The organism is Streptomyces sp. NPDC058052, assembly GCF_042885515.1.
Lineage (GTDB): Bacteria > Actinomycetota > Actinomycetes > Streptomycetales > Streptomycetaceae > Streptomyces.
The window spans coordinates 28,181-52,249 of record NZ_JBHVRX010000041.1 but is presented as its reverse complement, the minus strand read 5'-3'; the positions used below and the strand labels follow the sequence as shown (position 1 = coordinate 52,249).

Sequence of the window (24,069 nt, the reverse complement as noted above, 5' to 3'; positions counted from 1 at the left end):
GACCATCGGAAGAATCGCTCGTTCTGCTGAACGTGAGCACCCAGGATCTCAGTCCCTCGCCCGTGGGCCCCGTCGACGTCGAGCAGGCCGAGGCCGCCCTCGTCGAGCGCTATCCGCGCCTCGTGCGCATCGCCTATCTGGTCCTGCCGCCGACGATGGGCCGCAACCGGCGGGTGCTGACCGCGCACGCGCTCGTGCAGCGCGCCCTGCCGCGCCGTCGGGTGGCGGGGCCGGCCCTGCCGGAGCCCCGGCGGCCGGAGGACGCGGTGGATCCCGGGTACGCGTACGTGCGGGGCGAGGTGCTGCGCCAGGCACTGGTGGCCTCGCTGCCGCTGCGGCGGCCGGCGCTCCCGCGCCGTGCCCAGCTGCCGCCGCTCCTCCCGCAGGTGTGGGGGCTGCGGCTGTTCCCCCGCGCGGGCGGGGCGGACGAACTCGCCCTGGACCAGCTGCTCGCCCGCCTCTCCGCGCCGGCCCGCGCCGCGTACGTGCTGCGCGGCCTGGAGCGCCAGGGCGACGCGGAGGTCCTCCGGGTGCTGGCCTCGGCGGGGGCCGGGGACCCCAGGTCGGCCCTCGCCGAACTGGCCGCCCTGGAGGACGAGCCGCCGGCCGGGCCGGAGGACGGCCCGGAGCGCGGATCGGAGCGCGGATCGGGGCACCTGCCGGGCCCCGCGCCGGAGGCCCCTTCCGCCGCGCGCGGCGGCGAGCGTCCCGGGCGGGTGGCCGAGCAGGCCGGACCGGGCAGGACCCGGAGCGGCGGTCCGGCGGGCTCCGGCACCGCCCCCGGCGCCCCGGTCCGCCCGGGCGCCGCCGAAGGCCCGGCGGGCTCCGGCGGGTCCGGCGACACCGGCGGCCCGGCGGGCTCCGGCTTCCCGGCCGGCACCGGCGGGTCCGCGGGCGGTGGGCGGGCGGGCAGAGCCGCCGGGAGCCGGCTCAGCGGTGCCGCGCTGCTCGAGTCGGCGGAGTTCGATCCGTGCACCCTCCAGGCGCGCCCCGGGGACCTGTTGCGCCGGCGCCAGCACGGGCGGGCCGCGCTGGTCGGCGTGGCGGCGCTGCTGGTGTGCGGGGCGCTGCTCGGACTGCCTGGCGACGGGTGGGGCAGAAACGGTGCTGCTGCGCCCAGTTATGCCCGTAACCCCGCCGCCGAGGCCGCGCTCGACCCGGCGAAGGTGAAGCGGGTGACCGCGGCCGTGTGGCCCGGTGCCGTGCGCCGGGACTTCTCGGTGTGGCCCGCGCGCGGGGAACTCGCCGGGGACGCGGGGCTGCTGCGGCGGGCGCTCGCCGTGTGGGCGCGGCCCGGCGGGGCGGTGGAGTCGTCGGCGACGCCGGGGACTCCGGTCGGGCCGCCGATGGGGCCGCCCCAGCTGCTCTTCGCGGGGCGGGTGGACGCGGCCCGGGTGGTGCTCTTCCACGACGGGCTGCGGATCGTGCGGTACGCCGAGCCGGTGGAGGGGACGGCGGGCGCCGCGCTCGACTTCGCCCGGGCCGACGCGGCCGAGGGGCCCGGCGCCGGTGCCGTCGTGGTGACGCGGGCGGCCGGGAACGTGCGCTATCTGACCGCGCCCTGGGTGACCGGCGCGTCCGTACGGGACCTGCTGATGCCCGGCAAGGAGCCGTGGCCGCTCGGCCGGGACGCGCGCGGGGTGACCGACGCCGTGCCGAGTCCCGCGCTCGCGAAGGAGTGCGCGCGGTGGAACACCCTCCAGCTGAAGGACGATTCGGGCAGCCGGCTCCTCGGCGACCTCGGCGAGCTGCTGCCCGCCCGGCTGCTGTGGGGCGCCCCCGACGCGCCCGTGGACGCGACCGGACGCGAGGCGCGGGCGGTCTGGGCGCGGACGGCGTGCCAGCTGACCACGGTCCTCGGGCAGGGCGTGCGCTCGGTGCAGGCGTGGCGGTTCGCCCGGCAGACGCTGCCGGAGGGCGCGGGGCGGGCGAGCTGGGTCTGCACCCGGGCGGAGACCTGGCGGGGCACCGGCAGCCGGGTCCTCGCGCAGTTCCTGCCGCCGGACCGGAAGGTGCCGGCGTCCGTCGCCTCCCGCGCGCAGGACGCCCCGGCGTGCGGGGCGCGGGAGCCGAGGGTGCTGGCCGGGGCGCTGTGGCAGGCGCCGGGCGGCGGCTGGTACGTGCTGGCGGCGGGCGGCCCGGACGTGGCCTCGGTGGAGGTGCGGGGCGGGGTGTCGGCCCGCGCCGAGGGGCCGGTCCTCGCCGCGGCGGCGGAGGCGGGCGCCCGCGCGGAGCTGAGCGCCACCCTGGAGGACGGCCGCCGGATGCCGGCGCTGAAGTAGGAGGGGGCCGGGGCCGGACGGCGTACCGGGGGCGGGCCGAAAAAGGCGGTGCACGGCTCTGTTCCCCGTGCTTACTCCTCAGTACATTGACGGCATGTCTAATACGCAGCCTGCACCGGTGGCGTCGGAACACGTCGAGCTCAAGGCCCGCAAGGTGGCCTTCGACTGGCAGGAGACCCCGCTCCACTGGGTTCCCGGCGACCCCTTCACCACGCACACGATCAACGTGCTGCACCTGCTGCTCCCGGCCGGCGAGCGGTGGTTCGTGCACGTCTACCAGCAGGCGCTGCCGTACATCACCGACGACCGGCTGCGCGAGGACGTCATCGGCTTCATCGGCCAGGAGGCCGTGCACTCGCAGGCGCACGACGACGTCCTGCCGCACCTGCGCAGGCAGGGCCTCGACCCGACGCCGTACACCGCGCAGGTCGACTGGTTCTTCGAGAAGCTGCTCGGCGACCGGACGCTGCCGCCGGGCCGGGCGCGCCGCTGGTGGCTGATGGAGCGGGTCGCGATGATCGCCGCGATCGAGCACTACACCGCCTTCCTCGGCGACTGGGTCCTCAACGCCGAGGAGCTGGACCGGCGCGGCGCCGACCCGATGATGATGGACCTGCTCCGCTGGCACGGCGCCGAGGAGGTCGAGCACCGGGCGGTGGCCTTCGAGCTCTTCATGCACCTGGACGGCGGCTACCGGCGGCGCGCCCGCACCTGGGCGCTCGCCTTCTCCGCCCTGGTCTTCCTCTGGCAGCGGGGGGTCCGCTTCTTCCTGGAGAACGACCCCACCCTGCTCGACCCCAAGGCGTCCTGGGCGGACTTCTACCGCAAGGGCCGCGAGGGCGTGCTGCCGTCCACCCCGGCCATGCTGCGCTCGATCCCCCGCTATCTGAGCCGCGCCTACCACCCCTCCCAGGAGGGCGACACCGCGCAGGCCGTGGCCTACCTCGCCGCCTCGCCCGGCGCCAACGGAGGCATCTGATGCCCCGGTTCACCACCGTCGCCCTCGCCGCCGGCGCCGCGCTGCTGGTGCGGCGGGCGGTGCGCTCCCGGATGACGAGCGCGCCGCTCTGGCCGCTGCCGTCCCTGGAGGAGCCCGTCTCCGGGTACGGGCGCGGGGCGACCGTCCCGCGCCGGGTGCTCGTCACCGGCCGGGCCGTCCCCGCCGAAGGCGTGGTCGAACTGCGCCTGGAGGGCGAGCGGCTGCCCTCCTGGGAGCCGGGCGCCCACCTCGACCTCGTCCTGCCCTCGGGCCAGGTCCGGCAGTACTCGCTCTGCGGCGACCCGGGCCAGGCGGACGTCTACCGGATCGCGACCCGGCTCGTCGAGGAGGAGCAGGGCGGCCGGGGCGGCTCGCGGGAGGTGCACGAACAGCTCCACGAGGGCGCCGAGATCGAGATCCGGGGCCCCCGGAACCGCTTCCCGCTGGTCCCCTCCCCCGCGTACGTCTTCGTCGCCGGCGGCATCGGCGTCACCCCGGTCCTGCCGATGGTGCGGGCCGCCGAGGCGGCGGGAGCGGAATGGCGGCTGGTCTACTGCGGCCGGTCCCGCACCACCATGCCGTACCTGGCGGATCTGCTCCGGCTCGGCGGGGACCGCGTGACCGTGGTCGCGGAGGACGAGTCCGGGTACCCGGACCTGTCGTTCCTGGGCTCCGTGCCGGACGGGACGGCCGTCTACTGCTGCGGGCCGGACGGGCTGATGGACGCGGTGACCGCCGCGATGCCGGAGGGCCGGGCCCCGCGCCTGGAGCGCTTCTCGGGCCCCGCCCCGGCCGGCGGCACCCCGTTCGAGGTCGAACTCCGGCGCTCCGGGCGGACGGTGGCCGTCGCCGCCGACCGGTCGGTGCTCGCGGCGGTGCGGGAGGAGGTGCCGGGCCTCATGTACTCCTGTACGCAGGGCTTCTGCGGCACCTGCCGGCAGACCGTCCTGGAGGGCGAGGTCGACCACCGGGACGAACTCCTCACCGACGCGGAGCGGGCGGACTCGATGCTGATCTGCGTCTCGCGCTGCGCCGGGAAGAAGCTCGTCCTGGATCTCTGAGCCGTCAGGGCAGGACCAGCCAGTCGAGGGCGAGGGCGACCGCGAGGCCGCCCACCAGGAGCCAGGTGGCGAGGCGGGTACGGCCGTTGCGGGAGAGCTCGATGACGATCCCGCAGAGGATCATCGCGAGCCCGTAGACGCCGACGACGAGCACGGAGGTCCGGCTCGCGAGGCGGATCACCAGGACCACGCCCATCACCACGAGGAGCACCGAGGCGGCCGTCACGCGCAGCCGCCTCGCCTGCTTGGGGGTCATGCCGTCGGCGGGGTCCGGCTCCTCGTCCTCCACCGGCCCGTCGTCCTCGTCGAGTTCGCCGTCCTCACCGAGTTCGCCGTCCTCGTCGTCCTCACCGAGTTCGCCGTCCGCGTCGAGTGCGTCGGGCTCCCCGGTCCCGGCGGTCTCCGCGACCTCATCGGCCGTGCCGGCCGCGCCGGCCTTGCCGATCGTGTCGGCCGTGCCGGGCCCGGCGGCCCCGTCGGTGTCCTCGGCCTTGTCGGGCTCGTCGGTCACGGGACTCTCGGCGGCCGGGCTGGACCGGTCGGAAGCGCTCATGGACGAGGAGCGTAACGGACCCCGATAGGCTGTTCGTATGACGACCGGTGTACGGCGCAGGATGGGCGTCGAGGAGCGCAAGCAGCAGCTGATCGGGGTGGCCCTCGAACTCTTCAGCAGCCGCTCCCCCGACGAGGTCTCCATCGACGAGATCGCCGCCGCCGCGGGCATCTCCCGGCCGCTGGTCTACCACTACTTCCCCGGCAAGCAGAGTCTGTACGAGGCGGCGCTGCGGCGCGCGGCCGACGAGCTCGCTGCGCGGTTCCTGGAGCCCCCGCAGGGCCCGCTGGGGGCGCGGCTGCTGCGGGTGATGGGCCGGTTCTTCGACTTCGTCGACGACCACGGGCCGGGGTTCGCGGCGCTGATGCGGGGCGGTCCCGCGGTCGGGTCGTCGACGACCAACGCGATGATCGACGAGGTGCGGCAGGCCGCGTACGAGCAGATCGTCGCCCACCTCGGGGTGGCGGAGCCCTCGCCGCGGCTCGAACTGGTCGTGCGGTCCTGGGTGTCGCTCGCGGAGTCGACGGCGCTGCTGTGGCTGGACGGGCGGCGGGTGCCGCGCGCGGAGCTGGAGCAGAAGCTGGTGCACGACTTCGCCGCGCTCACGGCGGTGAGCGCCGTCTACGACGAGCAGACGGCGAAGGTGCTGGCGGCGATCCTGTCCGAGGAGCCGGCGGACGGGCCGTTCGCGGAGCTGGTGGGCCGGCTCCTGGAGCTGGCCCCGGCGCCCGCCGTGCCGGATCAGCGCTTGCGGTAGGAGTTCTCCAGGTCGCGCACCTCGACCGAGAGGCGTGCTCCCTCCGCCGCCTTGAGGTAGCGGGGCAGCAGGGCGAGCACGGCCTCGGAGAGCCGGGCCTGGGTCGCGTCGGTGCGGCCGAAGAGCAGGGCGATCTCCACGTGGACGACGACGTCCTCGCTCGACCCGTCGCCGACGACGGTCTCCTCGACCTCGCGGAAGCGGGTCTTGCAGGAGTCGAGCGAGGCGTCGACCGTCTCGGCCAGCAGCGCGTGGAGGGCGAGCGCGAAGCCGCGCCGGTCCAGGGGCGCGGAGTAGTCGACGGTGATCTGCGGCATGACGGTGTCTCCTGCTGGTACGGGATGTCGGGCCACAGCTTTACGGCGCGGGCCCCGGCCGCACAAGTGACGGCCGGGGCCCGTGCCCCTGAGGAGGAGCGTCAGCCGGTGGCCTTGAAGACGGCGACCGTGCGGGCCGGGACCGTGAAGGTGCCCGAGCCGGTGTCGTACGACGCCGACCTGGTGACGGCGTCGGAGCCGTTCGCCTGGACCGGGTGGAGGGCGTGGGCCGTGCCGGCCAGGCCCGTGACCGTCTGCTTCGTCTCGCCCGGGGTCGCGTTGAACACGACCACGAGGTCGCCGAGGCGCATGGTGATCACGCCCGGGGTCTCGTCCGTGCCGGAGAGCGGGAAGGAGAGGGCGGACTGCACCTGTCCGGTGGTCGCCAGGGAGAAGGCGTGTTCGGTGGTGCGGATCTTCTGGAGGTCCCGGTAGGCGGCGGAGGCTCCGTCGATCTCGGCGCAGCCGACCGTCAGGGCCGGGTTCGTGAGGAGCGGCTTGCCGTAGCCCCACTTCGCCTTGTTGTCGGCGGCCGGCGGGAGGCCGATGCCGAAGCCGTTGCCGTCGCGGCAGTCCCAGTGGATCGAGTTGAACCAGTCGCCGCTGTCGTACGAGTTGCGGTCGAGGGACTTGGAGCGGAGCAGGTCGGAGCCGGCCTGGGAGAGCGCCGGGCCCTGGGAGAGGGTCGCGGTGGCCATGGCGAGGACCTGCATGCGGGCCCGGTCGGCGGCGGAGGTGCCGGCGGGCAGCTTGAACGCCAGGGCGTCGTAGAGGGTCTCGTTGTCGTGGGCGTCGGCGTAGGCGAGGGCGTCGCCGGGGGCGGCGGCGTAGCCGGCCGGGGAGCCGTTGTAGTCGACGTCGGAGCCCCTGACGGTGCGCCCGGAGGTGTCGGTGAAGGTGTAGCCGGCGAGGTTGCCGGTGAGGCCGACCTTGATGAGGTCCTGGTAGTGCAGGAGGCGGGCCTTCTGCTGCTCCGGGGTGCCGTTGGCGGTGGAGCCGTTGGGGTCGGTGAAGAGGCCGGAGGCGAAGCCCTGGACGCCGGGGTCCTCGTCGAAGGGGCCGCCGCCGCGGACGGCGTCGCGGGCCCGGTCGGAGAAGGTGGCGACGCCGGTGCCGGCCATGTTCTTCTGGGTGGCCTGGACGAAGCGGGCGTCGTCGGCGATCTCGCCGAAGTTCCAGCCCTCGCCGTAGAGGACGATCGCCTTGCCGTCGACGCCGTCCTTCTCGACGGTCAGGGCGTCGAGCGCCCTGCGGACGGCGAGGATGTTCTCCTTCGGGTGGTGGCCCATGAGGTCGAAGCGGAAGCCGTCGACCTTGTACTGCTTGGCCCAGGTGACGACCGAGTCCACGACGAGCTTGCCCATCATGGCGTTCTCGGGCGCGGTGTTGGCGCAGCAGGTGGAGGTGGCGACGGAGCCGTCGGCCTGGAGGCGCTGGTAGTAGCCGGGGACGATCCTGTCGAGCACCGACTTGTCGGACTGCCCGGCGGCGACGGTGTGGTTGTAGACGACGTCCATGACGGTCCGCAGGCCCTGCCCGTTGAGGGCCTGGACCATCTGCCGGAACTCGACCGTGCGGCGGGTGCCGTTCGGGTCGGTGGAGTAGGAGCCCTCGGGGACGGTGTAGTGCAGCGGGTCGTAGCCCCAGTTGTAGGCGTCCTTCGCGGCGGCCTCGGCGACGCAGGACTGCTGCTCCTCGGAGTCGGGGGCGTAGACCTTCAGGTCGCAGGCGGGCTCGGTCTGCCCGGACTTCTGCTCGGGGACGGTGCCGATGTCGAAGGCCGGGAGGAGGTGGACGTAGCTGGTGCCGGAGTCGGCGAGGGCCTTGAGGTGCCGCGAGCCCTTGCTGTCCTTGTCGGTGAAGGCGAGGAAGGTGCCCCTGTGGTCCGCCTTCGCCGTGGGGTCGGCGACGGAGAAGTCGCGGACGTGGAGTTCCTGGATCTGCGCGTCGCGCAGCGGCACGGCGGCCGGCTTCCTCAGGGTCTTCCAGCCGGCGGGGGCGAGCTTCGGGTCGGTGAGGTCGACGACGAGGCTGCGGGCGGAGTCGGCGGTGAGCGCGGTCGAGTAGGGGTCGGTGACGCGGTTCTCGACGAGCTTCTGGACGGTGGGCGCCCAGACCTTCACGGCGTACCGGTAGGGCTTGCCCGCCCAGGACTTGGGGCCGGTGGCCCGCCAGACGCCGGAGGCGTCGTCGCGGCGCATGGGCACGGTCCGGCCGTCGATCTCCAGGGCGACGGACCGCGCGGTGGGCGCCCACAGGGAGAGGGTGGGGCGGCCCTTCCGGTCGAAGACCGGGCCGAGGCCGGCCTGGACGGCCTTCGCGGCGTACAGGTCGTCGAGGACTCCGGCGGTCTGGACGCCGGTGGCGGCGAGCAGGGCGCCGTTGGCGGCGCGCTGGGTGGCGAGGAGCTGGCCGCGCAGGGAGGAGCGGACGCGGTCGGCGTCGCGCGGGTCGACGGTGAAGGCCGGATAGTCCTTGAGGTGCGGGAACTTCGCCTTCTGCGCGTCGGTGAGGGCGCCCGGGTTCAGCCGGAGCCACTGGCCCTCGCCGCTGAGGGCGCCGTCGGTGACGGTGATGCCGCCCTCGGGGGCGTACACCAGCTGCTGGCTGGTGGAGTCGTTCGCCTTCACCTTCCAGACGACGGTGTTCCGGTCGATCCACTGCGCCTCGGCCTTGGCCAGGTCGAGGGCGGGGGCGCCGCCGGAGGTCGGCAGGAGGTGCTTCGGCTGTCCGGCGAGGAGCCAGACCTCGTGGCCGGCGGCGGCGAGGTCGAGCGACTGGTCGGTGGGGAGGTCCTTCTGGTCGCCCTTGTGGAGGATGTACGAGAGCGAGGTGGCGCCCTCGGCGAGCGGGACCTCGTAGACGGCGCCGTACGCGTCGACGCGGGTGGGCTGGAGGGGCTTGGACCAGTCGGTGGGCTGGGCGGCGCCGGTCCAGAGGTGGAGGCCCCAGCCGTCGTAGTCGCCGTCCTCGCGCTGGTAGTGGATGACGGCCTTGGTCTTGTCCTGCGGGGCGGGGGCGGGGTTCGTGTCGGACTGCCCGTCCTGGCCCTGGGTGATCCAGACCTCGCCGGTGCGGCCGAGGCCGATGGTGCGCTGCGGGCCGTCGGCGGTGCCGGCCTTCTCGACCGTGTACGGGAGGGTGGAGGCGCCCTCGGGGACCTTGACCCAGGCGAAGGCGCCGTGGGCGTCGCGGCCGGTGAAGGCGGCCTCCTGGCCGGCGGCCCTGAGGGTCCAGCCGTCGTAGTCGCCGTCCTCGCGCCGGTAGTGGACGATCGCGTACGGGCGCTCGACGGCGACGGGCTTCTCGGGGGCGGGGGGCGCGCCCGCGGTGGTGGCGGCGGTGGCGCTCGCGGTGCGTCCGGCGGCGTCGACGACGACGGCCTTGTAGCGGAGCGCGGTGCCGGCGGGGGCGGTCACGTGCTGGGTGACCTTGTAGGGGGCGTGGTCGGCGGTGCCGAGGGTCTGCCAGCGTCCGTTGCCGACCTGGGCGGCGAAGACGACCCGGTCGAGGCTGCCGCCGGTGACGTCGGCGGTGAGCTCGACGGTGCCGGTGGCGCCGGCGGCCGGGGCCCTGAGGGTGACGGACGGCTTCGCGGCGACGGCCGGGAGGGGGGCGTCGGCCTTGAGGACCAGGCTGGAGAGGGCCGGGACGGTGACGGTGACCTCGCCGTCCCGCGCGGTGACGGCGCCCTGGCCCCCGTACAGGGTGCGGAAGGAGGCGGAGTCGACCGGGATGCTCACGGTCTTCGGTCCGGTGGAGCCGTTGGCGGCGACCAGGTACTCGACGCGCTGCTTCGCGTCGGTGCGGGAGGCGGCGTAGACGGAGCCCTCGGCGTACCGCTGCTGCTGGACGCCGTCGCGGAGGGCGGGGTGCTCGCGGGTGAGCTTCGACAGGGCGGCGATCGAGGTGTAGACGGGGTGCGTGGTGTCGTACGCGTCGGAGGCGTGGGTGCGGTCGGTGCCGAGCTGGTCGTCGTCGAGGTAGTCGGCGACCTGGGAGCCGAAGAGGGTCTGGCGGGCGTCCTTGTCGCCGCCGGCGCCGGTGAAGCCCTGCTCGTCGCCGGAGTAGATCACCGGGTTGCCGCGGGAGAGGAACATCAGCTCGTTGGCGAGCGTGGCGCGGCGGACGAGTTCGGCGTCGGAGGCGTTCGGGTTGTCCTGCCTCAGGAAGGTGCCGAAGCGGCCCATGTCGTGGTTGCCGAGGAAGGTGACCTGCTCGTAGGCGTTGGCCTTGTCGGTGGTGTAGCGGTAGTCCTCGGCGAAGACCTTGGCGAGGCGGTCGGCGCCGGCGCCCTGGGAGGCGAAGGCGCGGGCGGCGTCCTGGAAGGGGAAGTCGAGGGTGGCGTCGAGCCGGCCGCGGGTGACGTAGGGCGCGGTGACGGTGGTGTCGGCGGAGTAGACCTCGCCGAACATGAAGAAGTCCTCGCGGCCCTGCTTCCGGGCGTAGGCGTCGAGGGCGGTGGCCCACTGGGTCCAGAAGTCGAGGTCGACGTGCTTGACGGTGTCGATGCGGAAGCCGTCGATGTCGAAGTCGCGGACCCACTTCTCGTAGATCTTCTTCATGCCCTCGACGACCTCGGGGCGTTCGGTCCACAGGTCGTCGAGGCCGACGAAGTCGCCGTACTCGGCGGACTCGCCCTGCCAGGTGGAGTCGCCGCGGTTGTGGTACATCTCCGGGTCGTTGAGCCAGGCGGGGACCTTGGTGCCGGCCTTCTCGACGGGGGTGTACGGGAAGGAGTCGGCGTCGACCTTCCCGATCGCGGTGCGGTCGTCGAAGGGGCGGCCGTCCGCGTCGAGGTACGGGTAGGCGCCCTTGGGGCGGTAGCCGTACTTCTTCTCGGCGTAGTCGACGGTGTCGGCGGTGTGGTTGGTGATGACGTCGAAGAAGACCTTCATGCCCTTGGCGTGGGCGGCGTCGATCAGCTTCCGGAGGTCGTCGTTGGTGCCGAAGTGGGGGTCGACCTGGGTGAAGTCGGTGATCCAGTAGCCGTGGTAGCCGGCCGAGGCGTCCTTGCCCTCGCCCTGCACGGGCCGGTTCTTGAAGATCGGCGCCATCCAGATGGCGGTGGTGCCGAGGCCCTTGATGTAGTCGAGGCGCTGGGTGAGGCCCTTGAGGTCGCCGCCCTGGTAGAAGCCCTTGTCGGTGGGGTCGAAGCCGGTGGCGGTCCGGCTGCCGGTGAGGCCGCCCCGGTCGTTGGAGGTGTCGCCGTTGGCGAAGCGGTCCGGGAGCACGAAGTAGAACTGCTCGCGGGTGAGGTCCTGGCGGGCGGGCTCGGCGGCGAGCGCCCGGTCCGACGGCGGGGCCGGCGGGCGGGGCGCGGCGGTGGCGGGGAGGGCGGGCACGAGGGCCGCGCACAGGGCGGCGGCGAGCGCCACCGCCGTTCTCTTGGGTATCACGGGGGTGCTCCCTGGAGGTACGGGAAGAGGGGGCCGCCCCGGTCGGGGCGGCCCTTGCGTGAAGGAGAGGTCAGCTGCGGAAGGTGTCGTTCAGGACGACCTGGCCGGAGGCGGGGACGGTCGCGGTGCGGTTGGCGCCGGACTCCCAGGTGACGTTCCCGGCCGCGTCCTTGCGGACGTACTTGTACTCGAAGGCCGTTCCGGCGGGCAGGTTCACGGCCAGCTTCCACACGGGGTAGGCGGCCGGGTCGAGCTTGAGGGCGGAGGCGGGGGCCCAGTTGCCGAGTTCGGCGCGGTTGCCGGTGACGTAGATGTTCTGGCCGATCACCGTGGTGGCGGTGACGTTGAAGGAGGCGCCCGCGGTGGCGGGGGGCGTCGTCGGCGGGGTGGTGGGGGTGGTCCCGCCGCAGTTCACGGCGCCGGTGTGCAGGGCGAGGGCGGTGTTCGCGCCGAGGGTGGCGGTGAACTGGCCGTTCGCGCCGACGGTGACCGGGGTGTTCGACTGCACGTCGCAGTAGGTGCCGGCCGGCAGGGAGGTCTGGAAGGCGCGGGTGAGCGGGGACGACTCGTGGTTGATCGCCACGTACGCCTTGGAGCCGCGGCCGAACGCGATCGCGTTGCCGCCGTTGTCCCACCAGTTCGTGACGGCCTCGCCGCGGGCGGTGTTGCGGAAGGCGACCATGGAGGAGATCTCGCGCCAGGCGTGCTGGCACTTCCAGCCGTCGGTGTAACAGGCGTTCACCTGGCCGCCGTTGGGCGGGCCGGCGTCCTTGTCGGTCCACTCGTAGCCGGAGTGGACGTCCGGGGAGCCGTAGGGCCAGGCCAGCATGAAGACGGAGGCGAGGGTGTAGTTCGCTCCGTCCTTGTAGCTGAGGGTGTCGCCGCCGCGCTCGGTGTCGTGGTTGTCGACGAAGACGCCGGACTGGCCGGAGGGCATGTGGCCCCATGCCTCGCCGAAGTTCTTGAGGTAGGCGAGCTTCTCGTTCTGGAGGACGCGCTTGAGGTCGCGGGCGTAGCGGAACTCCTGGACGTCGCCGCTGCCGAGGTACTCGCTCGGGGAGACGGCCTCGCCGGCGCCGTGGATGGCTTCCAGCTTCCAGTAGGCGTTCGGGTTGGTCAGCCGGGACTTGATGTTGGCGAGGTCGGCGGCCGGCATGTGCTTGGCGGCGTCGACGCGGAAGCCGTCGACGCCGAGCGAGAGGAGGTCGTTGAGGTAGCCGGCGATCTTCCCGCGGACGTACTCCTCGCCGGTGTCGAGGTCGGGGAGCTGGACCAGTTCGCAGTTCTGGACGTTGCCGCGGTCCTGGTAGTTGGAGATGACGGACCGGCAGTCGTCCATGTCGGAGCCGGAGTAGAGGCCCGGGTAGTCGTACTTGGAGAACGGGGTCCCGCCCGTTCCGGTGCCGGAGCCGTTGGCCATGTGGTTGATGACCGAGTCCGCGACCACCTTCACGCCGGCGGCGTGGCAGGTGTCGATCATGTTCTTGAAGGCGGTGCGGTCCCCGAGCCGCCCGGCGATCCTGTAGCTCACGGGCTGGTACGAGGTCCACCACTGGCCGCCCTGGAGGTGCTCCTGGGGCGGGGAGACCTGGACGTAGCCGTAGCCGGCCGGGCCGAGGCGGTCGGTGCACTCGCGGGCCACCGAGGCGAAGTTCCATTCGAACATCACCGCGGTGACGTCCTTCGTCCCCGGCGGCGTGGCCTGGGCCGGGGCGTTGGCCGTGACGGCCGCAGCGGCTCCCGCCACGAGGGCGAGTGCAGCGGCCACGGTCTTTCTTGCCATGCTTCCTCCTGTACGACGTCCCTGTCGTGTCGCGAGGGCGGCTCGCGAGAGTGCGGTTCGCAAGAAGTTGCCGAAAGCTTCAGCAACTGTTTTCAGCCGCGACCGTAGGGGCGTACAGGCGTGCGGTCAATACTTCCGGCACGCCCTTCGCAAGCGATTACGCAAGGAGTTGCGGCGGCTGCGCGGTGGACCCGCGCACGACCAGCTCCGGCTGGAAGACGAACTCGGTGCGCTGCACCGGATTGCCCTCGATCTCCTCCAGGAGCGCGCCGACGGCCGCCGTCGCCATGGCCTGCACGGGCTGGCGCACGGTGGTCAGCGGCGGGTCGGTGAAGGCGATCAGCGGGGAGTCGTCGAAGCCGACGACGGAGACGTCCCGGGGCACGTCGAGGCCGCGGGCGCGGGCCGCCCGGACGACGCCGAGCGCCATCAGGTCGGAGCCGCAGACGATGCCCGTGCAGCCCTCGTCGAGCAGGATCTCGGCGGCCGCGTGTCCGCCCTCGACGCCGAACAGGGTGGGCCGCACGAACCGTTCGGCCTCCGCCCGCTCCACACCGAGGGACTCGTACAGCTCGGCGGCGAAGCCCTCCGCCTTGCGGCGCGAGGGCACGTAACGGGTGGGGCCGATGGCGAGGCCGATCCGCTCGTGCCCGAGCTCGGCCAGGTGCCGCACGGCCATCCGGGCCGCGGCCCGGTCGTCCGGGGAGACGAAGGTGGCGTCGATCCGCTCGTGGTAGCCGTTGATGAGGACGTACGGCACGCCCCGCTCGGTCAGCCGGGCGTACCGCGCCGGGTCGGCGGTGGCGTCCGCGTGCAGTCCGGAGAGGAAGACGATGCCGGCCACCCCGCGCTCCACCAGCTGGTCGACCAGCTCGTCCTCGGTGGCGCCGCCGGGCATCTGGGTGCAGAGCACCGGCGTGTAGCCGTGCCCGGCCAGCACCTGCTCGACGACCTGCGCGAAGGCCGGGAAGATCGGGTTGGTCAGCTCGGGCACGACGAGCCCGACGAGACCCGCGCTGCGGCGTTTCAGCCGCACCGGGCGCTCGTAGCCGAGCACGTCGAGCGCGGCGAGCACCTTGTGCCGGGTCGCGCCGGCCACCCCCGCCTTGCCGTTGAGGACGCGGCTGACGGTGGCCTCGCTGACCCCGGACTGGGCCGCGATGTCCGCGAGCCGCGGGGCGCCGTTGCCGGTGCCCCGCGGCGGGGGGATCGTCACACCGCCCACCAGACGGTGGTGTCGGCCGGCACCTCTGCGGCGTCGTCCACGATCCTGACGTCCTCGTTGGAGAGGAGATACCGGCCGGGCAGCGGGACGGAGATGGCCCGGCCGGTGGTGTTGGCGGTGCAGACGAAGCCGTCGCGGCGGAAGGAGAGCACACCCTCGGGTGCCTCCAGCCACTCCACGGCGTCGCCCGCACCGAGCTCGGGGCGCTCGCGCCGGACGGCGAGCGCGCTGCGGTACAGCTCCAGGGTGGAGCCGGGGTCGCCGGTCTGCGCCTCGACGCTCAGGCCGCCCCAGGTGGCCGGCTGCGGCAGCCAGGAGCCGCCGTCGCCGAAGCCGTACGAGGAGCCCTCGGTCGTCCACGGGATCGGCACCCGGCAGCCGTCGCGGTAGCCGTCCTGGCCGCTGGCCCGCCAGAACGACGGGTCCTGGCGGACCTCGTCGGGCAGGTCGGTGACGTCCGGGAGGCCCAGCTCCTCGCCCTGGTACACGTACGCGGAACCGGGCAGCGCCAGCATCAGCAGCGTCGCGGCGCGGGCGCGGCGCAGACCGAGCTCGCGGTCGCCGGCGGTGCGCAGCTGGGTGCCGAGGCCCGCCGGGTTGGCGAAGCGGGTGGCGTGGCGGGTGACGTCGTGGTTGGAGAGCACCCAGGTGGTGGGGGCGCCGACCGGGCGCATCGCCTCCAGCGAGGCGTCGATGACTCCCCGGAGCTCCACCGCGTCCCAGTGGGTGCCCAGGTACTGGAAGTTGAACGCCTGGTGCATCTCGTCGGGGCGCACGTAGTGGGCGGTGCGCTCGACGGTGGGGGTCCACGCCTCGGCGACCAGGACGCGCTGCCCGTCGTACTCGGCGAGGATCTGCCGCCAGGAGCGGTAGATCTCGTGGACGCCCTCCTGGTCGAAGAAGGGCATGACGTCGTTGCCGAGCAGCTTCAGCTGGTCGTGGGCGCCGATGTCGGGCAGGCCGGGGGCCTTGACCAGGCCGTGGGCGACGTCGACGCGGAAGCCGTCGACGCCCATGTCGAGCCAGAAGCGCAGGATCGAGCGGAACTCGTCGCGGACGGCCGGGTGGTCCCAGTCGAAGTCGGGCTGCTCCGGGGCGAAGAGGTGGAGGTACCACTCGCCGGGGGTGCCGTCCGGGTTCTCGGTACGGGTCCAGGCGGGGCCGCCGAAGATGGACTCCCAGTCGTTGGGCGGGAGCTCGCCGTCCTCGCCCTTGCCGGGGCGGAAGTGGTAGCGGTCGCGCAGCGGGGAGCCGGGGCCCTCGCGCAGCGCCCGCTGGAACCACTCGTGCTGGTCCGAGGAGTGGTTCGGGACCAGGTCCACGATGATGCGCAGGCCCAGGTCGTGGGCCTCGCGGATCAGGGCGTCGGCGTCGAGCAGGGAGCCGAACATCGGGTCGATGGCCCGGTAGTCGGCGACGTCGTACCCGGCGTCGGCCTGCGGGGAGGCGTAGAAGGGGGAGAGCCACACGGCGTCGACGCCGAGCTCCTTGAGGTACGGCAGCCGGCTGCGGATGCCCACCAGGTCGCCCATGCCGTCGCCGTCGCCGTCGGCGAAGCTGCGCGGGTAGACCTGGTAGATCACCGCGTCTCTCCACCAGCCCGTGTCGGTGCCGGTGGTGGGGGCGTCGGCGGCGGCGGTGGCGAGGTGCTGGGTCATGGCTTCCCTGGGAGGTAAGGAGGGGCGTACGGGTTCGGCGTTCAGGGCCGTCAGCCCTTGACGGCACCGGCGGACATGCCGGTGACGAGGTGGCGCTGGGCGATGAGGAACACCAGGGCCGCGGGGATGGCGATGAGGACGGAGGCCGCCGTCATCGGACCCCACTGGGCCCCGTACTGGTTGACGAACTTCTGCAGACCGCCGGCGAGCGTCAGGTTCTCGTCGCCGACCATGAAGGCGGAGGCGTAGGCGACCTCGCCCCAGGCGGTGATGAAGGAGTAGAAGGCGGTCACCGCGATGCCCGGCTTGGCGAGCGGCAGGATCAGCCGCCAGAACGTGCCGAAGGGGGTGAGACCGTCGACGTACCCCGACTCGTCGATCTCGCGCGGGATGCCGTCGAAGAAGCCCTTCATCATCCAGGCGCAGAAGGGGACGGCGATGGTCAGGTAGGTGATGACCAGGCCGGCCGACTGGTTGAGCAGGCCCAGCGACGCCATGATGTTGTAGATCGGCACGATGAGGACGGCGACCGGGAACATCTGCGTGATGAGCAGGGTCCACATCAGGCCGCGCTTGCCGGCGAAGCGGAAGCGGCTGACGGCGTAGCCGGTGGTGGCGGAGATGAAGACGCCGACGACGGTGGTGAGTCCGGCGACGAGGAGCGAGTTCCCGAACCAGGTGAGGAACGGGGTGTCCCTCAGCAGGTTCGTGTAGTTCTCGAACGTCGTCTCCTTGAAGAAGTCCGTGGTGGTCGCGTACTTCGCCGGCTTGAGCGAGGTCAGCAGGACCCACAGCACCGGGAAGACGGCGATCACGGAGGCGACGATCAGGGTGACGTGCAGCGCCACCGAGGCGAGCGGCGAGCGGCGGCCCCGGATCGGGGCGTTCCTCACCTGGGGGGCGGGGTTCGTGGTGGTCACCAGACTTCTCCCTGCTTGCGGAGGACGCGCTGGTAGATCGCGGCGAAGATCATCAGGAGCACCAGGATGAGGACGCCCCACGTGGACGACTGGGCGAAGTCGCGCGGGCTGATCTCGAAGGAGAACTTGTACGCCTGGGTGACGAGGATCTGTGTCGCCTCGCCGGGTCCGCCCCGGGTGAGCAGGAAGATCACCGGGAACATGTTGAAGGTCCAGATGGTGGAGAGGAGGACCACCGTGGTGGAGACGGACCGGAGCCCCGGCATGGTGATGTTCCGGAAGCGCTGCCAGGCGTTGGCGCCGTCCATCTCGGCGGCCTCGTAGAGCTCGCCGGGGATGGACTGGAGGCCGCCGAGGAGGGCCACCATCATGAAGGGGATGCCGAGCCAGACGTTGACGGCGATGACGGAGAACTTGGCCCAGGTGGGGTCGTTCAGCCACGGCACGCCGTCCATGCCGACGCCGGAGAGGATCTGGTTGAGCATGCCGCGGCGCTCGTCGTAGAGGAAGCGCCAGGCGAAGACCGAGACGAAGCCGGGGACCGCCCAGGGGAGGATGAGCATCATCCGGTAGGCGGAACGGCCGGCGATCTTGCGGTTGAGGATGTTGGCGAGGGCCAGGCCGAGGGCGAAGGTGAGCGACACACAGGCGACGGTCCACAGGACCGTCCAGCCGAGCGTGGCCCAGAACTGGCTGCCGTTGATGGCCGTGACGTAGTTGTCGAGGCCGACGAACTCGTAGGTGGCCGGGATCTCGTTGACGCCGATGCTGCGCGCGACGTTGCGCTCGTTGGCGTCGGTCAGCGACAGGTAGATGCCGCGGACCAGGGGATAGCCGATGATCACGGCGATCACGATCACCACGGGGGCGACCATGGCCCACGCGTACCAGTGGGTGGCGAGGGAGCGCTTCGGCGCCCGCCGCTTCGGACCAGTCCCGCGGCTCCGGCCGCGGGCGACGCTGTCGCCCGCGGCCTTCGCCACCGACTGGCTGGGGGTGTCCACAGCCATCAGCCGGTCAGCCTTCCTCTTACTTCCAGTCCTTGAGGAGCTTGCGGTAGCCCTCGCCGACCGTCTTCGCTCCCTGCTCCGGGGTGGTCTGGCCGGTGAGGACCTTGGTGTACTCGGTCACGAGCGGCGCGAAGAGGCTGCCGCCCTCCGGGATCCAGGGGCGCTCGACGGCCTTCTCGACGACCGGCTTGAAGAAGCCGACCTTCTCGTTGCCCGCGACCTCCGACTGCAGGTAGACGGACTGGCGGGTCGGGAGGAGGCTCAGCTCCTTGGTGACCTGGGTCTGGACCTCGGCCGAGGACATGTACTCGGCGAAGGCGTAGGAGGCGTCCAGGTTCTTGGAGCCGGCGTAGACGGCGAGGTTGTGGCCGCCCTGCGGGGCACCCTGGCCGCCCGAGCCGGCCGGGACCGGGGCGATGCCGAGGTTGGCCTTGTCCGCGAACTCCTTGCCGGCGTACGTGTCGGCGAGCGCCCACGGGCCGTTGATCATCATCGCGACCTTGCCGTCCTTGAAGGCGGCCTGCATGTTGTCCCAGCCGTTGGTCGCGTCCGTGATCGCGGCCTTGGAGTCGACGAGGTCCTTGACCGTCTTGAACGCCTTGACGCCGGCCTCGTTGTCGATCGTGATCGTCTTGCTCTCGGCGTCGACCATGTCGCCGCCCTCGCCGTACAGGAAGGAGAGGAACCAGTAGGCGTCGTCACCGCGGAGGTACAGGCCGGACTTGCCGGTCTTCTCCTTGATCTTGGTGGCGGCGGCCTTCAGCTCGGCGATGTTCTTGGGAGCCTCGACACCGGCCTCCTTGAGGATCTTCTTGTTGTAGAAGAGGCCCATGGAGTCGATGACCTGCGGGACGGCGTAGGTCTTGTCCTTGTACTTGGTGGACGCGGCGGCCTGCGCCAGGAAGTCGTCCTGGTTCTTCAGCGCCGGGGTGCCGTCCAGCGGCGCGAGGTAGCCGAGGTCGGCGAACTCGGGGGTCCAGGCGACCTCGGAGCGGATCACGTCGGGGGCACCGGAGCCGGACTGCGCGGCGTTCTTGAACTTGTTCTGCGCCTCACCGAACGGCACGTTCACGTACTTGACGGTGACCTTGGGGTGCTTCTTGGTGAAGCCCTCGGCGAGCTTCTTGAAGACCTTGTCCTCGGAGCCGACCGTGGAGGTGTCCCACCACGTCACGGTGCCGGAGAGCTCGCCCGAGCCCTTCGAGCCGCCGTTGGAACCGCTGTCGCTCCCGCCGCACGCCGCCAGGGTGACGCCCAGGGCCGCGACCAGCGCGGTGGCCGCTATGCCACGCCGCATGTGAACTCCTTCAACATGATCCCGGGGTGACGAGGGGCTGGAACCTTCCTCATTGCGACCGCTCCCTCGCGGCGCTCCGGGTTGCCAGGAACGTAACAGGGATGAAAACAAGCCGAAAGACCTTGCGTGAAATTTCTGCAAGGACCGGGGATCGTTACATCCACGTGTCCCGAAGGTTGCCGTCGGGCCGCTTGACAGCGGCACGGAAGCGCCCCTTCCGCCCCTTCGTCCGTTATCTCCCGCCGGGAACGGCCCCGGAAGGACTCCCTCCGCCGTGCGGAATCGTTTCCTCCGCAACAACCGCCACCTGCATCCCTTCGCAAGACCTGCAAGACCTTGCGAGGGGCTTGCGGCCGCCCCCGGCCGGCCGGGGGGTCGTCCCGCGGTCCGCCGGTGCCGCCGGCGGCGCCCACCCCACTGGTGGGCAATACGCGCTGTGACCGGTACAGTCCACTCTCATGACCGCGCGGCTTGCCGACATCGCAGCCCAGGCGGGGGTCAGTGAAGCCACAGTCAGCCGCGTGCTCAACGGCAAGCCCGGTGTGGCCACGGCCACCCGTGAATCCGTCCTTGCCGCGCTCGACGTGCTCGGCTACGAGCGACCGGTACGGCTGCGCCAGCGGAGCGCCGGCCTGGTCGGGCTGATCACCCCCGAACTGGACAACCCCATCTTCCCGGCCCTCGCGCAGGTCATCGGGCAGGCCCTGACCCGCCAGGGCTACACCCCGGTGCTCGCCACCCAGACCCCCGGCGGGTCCACCGAGGACGAGCTCACCGACATGCTGGTGGAGCGCGGGGTGGCCGGCATCATCTTCGTCTCCGGACTGCACGCCGACACCACGGCGGACACCTCCCGCTACGACCAGCTGCGCGGCAAGGGCGTCCCGTACGTCCTCATCAACGGCTTCTCCCCCAAGGTGCAGGCGCCCTTCGTCTCCCCCGACGACCGGGCCGCGATGCAGCTGGCCGTCACGCACCTCGCCGCCCTCGGCCACACCCGGATCGGGCTGGCCGTCGGACCGAAGCGGTTCGTGCCGGTGCTCCGCAAGATAGAGGGCTTCCAGAAGGGCATGCAGGACCGCCTCGGCCTCACCCCGGAGGAGTCCGAGGAGCTGATCCAGCACTCCCTGTACACCCTGGAGGGCGGCCAGGCGGCGACCGCGGCGCTGATCGCCCGGGGGTGCACGGCCGTGGTCTGCGCCTCCGACATGATGGCGCTCGGCGCGATCCGCGCGGCCCGGCAGCAGGGGCTCGGCGTGCCCAGGGACGTCTCCGTCGTCGGCTTCGACGACTCGCCCCTCATAGCCTTCACCGATCCGCCGCTCACCACCATCCGGCAGCCCGTGCAGGCGATGGGGCAGGCGGCGGTCCGCGCCCTCCTGGAGGAGGTCGGCGGCACCCCGGCCCCGCACTCGGAGTTCGTCTTCATGCCGGAGCTGGTGGTCCGCGGCTCCACGGCGTCCGCCCCGGCCGCACCGTAGTACCCGGGTACCTCGTCCTTGAGGCGGAGAGGGTGCGCCGTACACCCGACCGAGGGATGATCGGTCGGGGGGCGTGGATCTGGCAAACTCTCTGCCTATGGGTGAAACGACCGTGAAGAGTTTGGACGACCGGACGACCCCGTCGTCACCCATCGTGGCCGACGGCCGGTGGGCGTGGCTGCGTGCGCGCAGCCCCCGGCGCCCCCGTATCTGGTTCGAGCTGCTGCTGATCGCGGTCAGCTACTGGGTGTACTCGCTGATCCGCAACGCGGTGCCGGAGCAGAAGGCCGAGGCGCTGAAGAACGCGGACTGGATCTGGCGGACCGAGGAGTCCCTCGGCCTCGCCTTCGAGCACGCGGTCAACCACGCCGTGAACTCGGTGACATGGCTCATCGTGACGATGAACTACTACTACGCGACGCTGCACTTCATCGTCACCATCGGTGTGCTCGTGTGGCTGTACCGATGGCAGCCGGGCCGTTACGCCGCGTTCCGCACGGTCCTCTTCGCCACCACCGCCGTGGCCCTGGTCGGCTACTACCTGTATCCGCTCGCGCCGCCGCGGCTGATGGAGAGCAAGGACTTCATCGACACGGTCCTGGTGCACCACACCTGGGGCTCGATGGCCTCGGGCGACCTCAAGCACATGTCGAACCAGTACGCGGCGATGCCGTCGATGCACATCGGCTGGTCGCTCTGGTGCGGGCTGACCATCTTCTTCCTCGCCAAGGCGCCGTGGGCCCGGATCCTGGGCCTGCTCTACCCGGCGGCGACCCTGGTCGTGATCGTCGCGACCGCCAACCACTTCTGGCTGGACGCGGTGGGCGGCATGATCTGCCTCGGCTTCGGCTTCCTCGTCGCCTACTTCTGGTACGGCACCTGGCCGCACCGCCTGTCGAAGCAGGTGGAGCCGGTCCTGCTCGCCGAGCCGGCGGCGCCCGCCCCCGCGAAGGGGACGGACGCGCGCGAGGCCGCGGACCGCGAGGAGCGGGTCGGCTCCGGCAGGTGACCCCCGCTCCTGGCCTCCTTCAGGCGGTCGCCTCCGCCGGGACGGCCTCGCGGACCTCCTGCCGGGCCACGCGCCGGCGGCGGGAGGGCAGGCCCATGGTCGGGTTGGCGACGCCCCAGGCGGCGCTCTTGCAGATCAGCTCCTTGTAGCGGGCGGCGGTGCGCCCGGTCAGCGCCTTCTCCTTGGCCCGGTCGTCGGCGGTGACGAACTGGATCAGGCCCTCCTTGCGGCCCAGTGAGACGCACTGCTGGAAGTAGCGGATCGCGACCCGGGGCACCTTGACGCCGGCCAGCCGGGCGGCGAGGGCGTCGGCGGCCTGCCAGGCCATCGGGACGCCGGAGGCGCAGGACATGCGGAGCGGCTTGCCGTGCGGGCCGACGGCCACCGCCGCGTCGCCGACGGCGTACACGTCGGGGTGGGAGACCGAGCGCATGGTGTCGTCGACCACGATCCGGCCGTCGGCGGCGAGCTCCAGTCCGCCGGCCTCGGCGATGGGGTGGACGGCGAAGCCGGTGGTCCAGACGGTGACGTCGGCGGGGACGACGGTGCCGTCGGCGGTGGTGACCCGGTCGGCGGCCACGGCGGCGACCGCCTGGTGCTCGTGGACGGTGATGCCGAGCCCGGCCACGACCTTCCGCAGGTGGCCGCGGCCCTTCTCGGAGAGCCAGTCGCCGAGGGCTCCCCGGGCGACCAGGGCCACGTCGAGGTCGGGGCGGCTCTCGGCGATCTCGGTCACGGCCTCCAGGCCGGTCAGGCCGCCGCCGACCACCACCACGGTCGCTCCGGCCTCCAGGGCGGCCAGGCGCGCGCGGAGCCGGAGGGCGCCGGGACGGCTGGAGACCTCGTGGGCGTGGTCGGCGGTGCCGGGGACTCCCCCGTCGTTCCAGGCGCTGCCGAGGGCGTAGACGAGGGAGTCGTACGCCAGCTCCTCGCGTCCGGCGGCGCCGTCCACCGCGACCGTCCCGCGGTCGGCGTCGACGGCGGCGACCCGGGCGAGCTTCAGCTCGACGCCGGTGCCGGCGAACATCTCGCCGAAGGGGCGGGGGGTGAGGTCCTGGCCGGCCGCGAGCTGGTGCAGGCGGACGCGCTCCACGAAGTCGGGCTCGGCGTTGACGAGGGTGATCCTCACGTCCTCGCGGCGCAGCCGGCGGGCGAGGCGGCCGGCGGCGACGGCTCCGGTGTAGCCGGCTCCGAGGACGACGATGCGGTGCTCCATGACCGTGCTCCTGTCTGCGGGTCCGCGCCGCTCTCCGGCGTGGTGTCGCACCTTGAACCGGGCGGCCCCGCGTTTCCTGACAGGATTCCGATGTGACCCGCGTCACATTCCCCGAGGGGGGTGTCAGAAGGCGAACAGCGGGGTCTCCTCGTGCCCCCCGGCGGCCCAGCGCCCGGTGGCGCGGTCCAGCTTGTCGGGGTTGACCTGGCTGCGCACGGCGACGATGCCGTCCGCCGTGACCTCCAGGCAGGTGATCCCGACGACCCGGCCGTCCACGACGGCCACGATCGCGGGCTCGCCGTTGGCCGTGGAGGCGTAGAAGGCGGGCGAGCCGCCGACCAGCGCCCGCTTGGCGTCGCTCGGCTTGAAGAGGCCGCGCAGGAAGGTCGCGACCGCGACCGCGCCCTCGAAGGCCCGGGCGCGGGCGGGGACCTTGCCGCCGCCGTCGCCGATGGCGGCCGCGTCCCGGGTGAGGAGCTCGATGAGGGGTTCGGTACGGCCGCTGGTGGCGGCGGCCAGGAACTCCTCGACGATCCTGCGGGCGGCGGCCTCGTCGATCTCGGTGCGGGCCCTGCCGTCCGCGACGTGCTTCTTGGCGCGGTGCAGGATCTGCTGGCTGGACGCCGTGCTGATGTCGAGGATCTCGGCGATCTCCCGGTGCGCGTAGCCGAACGCCTCGCGCAGCACGTACACCGCGCGCTCGGCCGGTGACAGGCGCTCCAGGAGGACGAGGACGGCGTACGAGACGGACTCGCGCTGCTCGGCGGTGTCGGCGGGGCCCAGCATCGGGTCGCCGGCGAGCAGCGGCTCCGGGAGCCACTGGCCCACGTAGGTCTCGCGCCGGGCGCGGGCCGAGGTGAGCTGGTTGAGGCAGTAGTTGGTGAGGACCTTCGTGAGCCACGCCTCGGGCACCTCGATGCGCTCGACGTCGGCGGCCTGCCAGCGCAGGAAGGTCTCCTGCACGGCGTCCTCGGCCTCCGCCGACGAGCCGAGCATCCGGTAGGCGATGGCCTCCAGCCGGGGCCGGGCCGCCTCGAACCGGTGCACGTCGCTCATGATCAGGGCCATGCCGCGATCGTATCCGGCCGGGCCCGGCGCGGCGACGGCGCCGCCGCCGCGGCC

At 72.5% G+C, this 24,069-nt stretch carries 17 protein-coding genes; 6 read left to right on the top strand and 11 right to left on the bottom strand.

The window, feature by feature from the left end:
* Positions 1-32: 32 nt before the first annotated feature.
* The 3 genes from ACFVU3_RS35505 (at position 33) to ACFVU3_RS35495 (ending at position 4,322) form a co-directional block, all read left to right on the top strand.
* Positions 33-2,282, top strand: coding sequence for a hypothetical protein (locus tag ACFVU3_RS35505; RefSeq protein WP_390072900.1), 2,250 nt, complete (start codon positions 33-35; stop codon positions 2,280-2,282).
* 94 nt (positions 2,283-2,376) lie between these two features.
* Positions 2,377-3,261 (top strand): metal-dependent hydrolase, encoded by an 885-nt coding sequence (locus ACFVU3_RS35500; RefSeq protein WP_390072899.1) that lies wholly within the window; start codon positions 2,377-2,379, stop codon positions 3,259-3,261.
* Positions 3,261-4,322 carry a PDR/VanB family oxidoreductase gene (locus ACFVU3_RS35495; RefSeq protein WP_390072898.1) on the top strand — a complete coding sequence of 354 codons (1,062 nt, stop codon included), beginning with the start codon at positions 3,261-3,263 and terminating at the stop codon, positions 4,320-4,322. Before ACFVU3_RS35500 ends, ACFVU3_RS35495 begins: the two co-directional genes overlap by 1 nt.
* 4 nt (positions 4,323-4,326) lie before the next feature.
* On the opposite strand, the gene ACFVU3_RS35490 is transcribed toward ACFVU3_RS35495, so the two are convergent.
* Positions 4,327-4,875: a hypothetical protein gene (locus tag ACFVU3_RS35490; protein ID WP_390072897.1), complete on the bottom strand. Its 549-nt coding sequence runs from the start codon at positions 4,873-4,875 to the stop codon at positions 4,327-4,329.
* Positions 4,876-4,912: 37 nt separating this feature from the next.
* Between ACFVU3_RS35490 and ACFVU3_RS35485 the strand changes: the two genes are divergently transcribed.
* On the top strand, positions 4,913-5,632 hold the full coding sequence (locus ACFVU3_RS35485; RefSeq protein WP_390072896.1) for a TetR/AcrR family transcriptional regulator: 720 nt from the start codon (positions 4,913-4,915) through the stop codon (positions 5,630-5,632).
* Here ACFVU3_RS35485 and ACFVU3_RS35480 read toward each other — a convergent pair.
* The 8 genes from ACFVU3_RS35480 to ACFVU3_RS35445 all read right to left on the bottom strand — a co-directional run bounded on the left by ACFVU3_RS35480 (position 5,617) and on the right by ACFVU3_RS35445 (position 19,241).
* Positions 5,617-5,949, bottom strand: coding sequence for a 5-carboxymethyl-2-hydroxymuconate Delta-isomerase (locus tag ACFVU3_RS35480; RefSeq protein WP_390072895.1), 333 nt, complete (start codon positions 5,947-5,949; stop codon positions 5,617-5,619). The genes ACFVU3_RS35485 and ACFVU3_RS35480 overlap by 16 nt on opposite strands.
* 101 nt (positions 5,950-6,050) lie before the next feature.
* Positions 6,051-11,348 carry a pullulanase-type alpha-1,6-glucosidase gene (gene pulA / locus ACFVU3_RS35475; RefSeq protein ID WP_390072894.1) on the bottom strand — a complete coding sequence of 1,766 codons (5,298 nt, stop codon included), beginning with the start codon at positions 11,346-11,348 and terminating at the stop codon, positions 6,051-6,053.
* A gap of 70 nt (positions 11,349-11,418) precedes the next feature.
* A complete protein-coding gene (locus tag ACFVU3_RS35470; RefSeq protein WP_390072893.1) occupies positions 11,419-13,131 on the bottom strand; it encodes a carbohydrate-binding module family 20 domain-containing protein in 1,713 nt (570 codons plus the stop codon).
* A 157-nt stretch (positions 13,132-13,288) separates the two neighbouring features.
* Entirely contained in the window at positions 13,289-14,356 is a 1,068-nt protein-coding gene (locus ACFVU3_RS35465) for a LacI family DNA-binding transcriptional regulator (RefSeq protein WP_390072892.1), read from the bottom strand.
* Positions 14,344-16,014 carry a glycoside hydrolase family 13 protein gene (locus ACFVU3_RS35460; RefSeq protein ID WP_390072891.1) on the bottom strand — a complete coding sequence of 557 codons (1,671 nt, stop codon included), beginning with the start codon at positions 16,012-16,014 and terminating at the stop codon, positions 14,344-14,346. Before ACFVU3_RS35460 ends, ACFVU3_RS35465 begins: the two co-directional genes overlap by 13 nt.
* Before the next feature lie 50 nt (positions 16,015-16,064).
* Entirely contained in the window at positions 16,065-16,934 is an 870-nt protein-coding gene (locus ACFVU3_RS35455) for a sugar ABC transporter permease (protein ID WP_390072890.1), read from the bottom strand.
* A complete protein-coding gene (locus ACFVU3_RS35450; protein WP_390072889.1) occupies positions 16,931-17,944 on the bottom strand; it encodes a carbohydrate ABC transporter permease in 1,014 nt (337 codons plus the stop codon). Before ACFVU3_RS35450 ends, ACFVU3_RS35455 begins: the two co-directional genes overlap by 4 nt.
* 19 nt (positions 17,945-17,963) lie before the next feature.
* A complete protein-coding gene (locus ACFVU3_RS35445) occupies positions 17,964-19,241 on the bottom strand; it encodes an extracellular solute-binding protein (RefSeq protein ID WP_390072888.1) in 1,278 nt (425 codons plus the stop codon).
* Between the two features lie 458 nt (positions 19,242-19,699).
* Between ACFVU3_RS35445 and ACFVU3_RS35440 the strand changes: the two genes are divergently transcribed.
* Together ACFVU3_RS35440 and ACFVU3_RS35435 are read left to right on the top strand one after the other, a co-directional pair.
* On the top strand, positions 19,700-20,722 hold the full coding sequence (locus tag ACFVU3_RS35440) for a LacI family DNA-binding transcriptional regulator (RefSeq protein WP_390072887.1): 1,023 nt from the start codon (positions 19,700-19,702) through the stop codon (positions 20,720-20,722).
* Positions 20,723-20,819: 97 nt separating this feature from the next.
* On the top strand, positions 20,820-21,731 hold the full coding sequence (locus tag ACFVU3_RS35435) for a phosphatase PAP2 family protein (protein WP_390072886.1): 912 nt from the start codon (positions 20,820-20,822) through the stop codon (positions 21,729-21,731).
* A gap of 19 nt (positions 21,732-21,750) precedes the next feature.
* On the opposite strand, the gene ACFVU3_RS35430 is transcribed toward ACFVU3_RS35435, so the two are convergent.
* Both ACFVU3_RS35430 and ACFVU3_RS35425 read right to left on the bottom strand, forming a co-directional pair.
* Positions 21,751-22,947, bottom strand: coding sequence for an NAD(P)/FAD-dependent oxidoreductase (locus tag ACFVU3_RS35430; RefSeq protein ID WP_390072885.1), 1,197 nt, complete (start codon positions 22,945-22,947; stop codon positions 21,751-21,753).
* A gap of 123 nt (positions 22,948-23,070) precedes the next feature.
* Positions 23,071-24,015 (bottom strand): RNA polymerase sigma-70 factor, encoded by a 945-nt coding sequence (locus ACFVU3_RS35425; RefSeq protein ID WP_390072884.1) that lies wholly within the window; start codon positions 24,013-24,015, stop codon positions 23,071-23,073.
* Positions 24,016-24,069 lie beyond the last annotated feature (54 nt).

Coding starts and splice junctions, on each gene's coding strand:
- ACFVU3_RS35500 (WP_390072899.1), top strand. CDS start 2,377: ATGTCTAATACGCAGCCTGCACCGGTGGCGTCGGAACACGTCGAGCTC.
- ACFVU3_RS35495 (WP_390072898.1), top strand. CDS start 3,261: ATGCCCCGGTTCACCACCGTCGCCCTCGCCGCCGGCGCCGCGCTGCTG.
- ACFVU3_RS35490 (WP_390072897.1), bottom strand. CDS start 4,875: ATGAGCGCTTCCGACCGGTCCAGCCCGGCCGCCGAGAGTCCCGTGACC.
- ACFVU3_RS35485 (WP_390072896.1), top strand. CDS start 4,913: ATGACGACCGGTGTACGGCGCAGGATGGGCGTCGAGGAGCGCAAGCAG.
- ACFVU3_RS35480 (WP_390072895.1), bottom strand. CDS start 5,949: ATGCCGCAGATCACCGTCGACTACTCCGCGCCCCTGGACCGGCGCGGC.
- ACFVU3_RS35470 (WP_390072893.1), bottom strand. CDS start 13,131: ATGGCAAGAAAGACCGTGGCCGCTGCACTCGCCCTCGTGGCGGGAGCC.
- ACFVU3_RS35460 (WP_390072891.1), bottom strand. CDS start 16,014: ATGACCCAGCACCTCGCCACCGCCGCCGCCGACGCCCCCACCACCGGC.
- ACFVU3_RS35450 (WP_390072889.1), bottom strand. CDS start 17,944: ATGGCTGTGGACACCCCCAGCCAGTCGGTGGCGAAGGCCGCGGGCGAC.
- ACFVU3_RS35445 (WP_390072888.1), bottom strand. CDS start 19,241: ATGCGGCGTGGCATAGCGGCCACCGCGCTGGTCGCGGCCCTGGGCGTC.
- ACFVU3_RS35440 (WP_390072887.1), top strand. CDS start 19,700: ATGACCGCGCGGCTTGCCGACATCGCAGCCCAGGCGGGGGTCAGTGAA.
- ACFVU3_RS35435 (WP_390072886.1), top strand. CDS start 20,820: ATGGGTGAAACGACCGTGAAGAGTTTGGACGACCGGACGACCCCGTCG.
- ACFVU3_RS35430 (WP_390072885.1), bottom strand. CDS start 22,947: ATGGAGCACCGCATCGTCGTCCTCGGAGCCGGCTACACCGGAGCCGTC.
- ACFVU3_RS35425 (WP_390072884.1), bottom strand. CDS start 24,015: ATGGCCCTGATCATGAGCGACGTGCACCGGTTCGAGGCGGCCCGGCCC.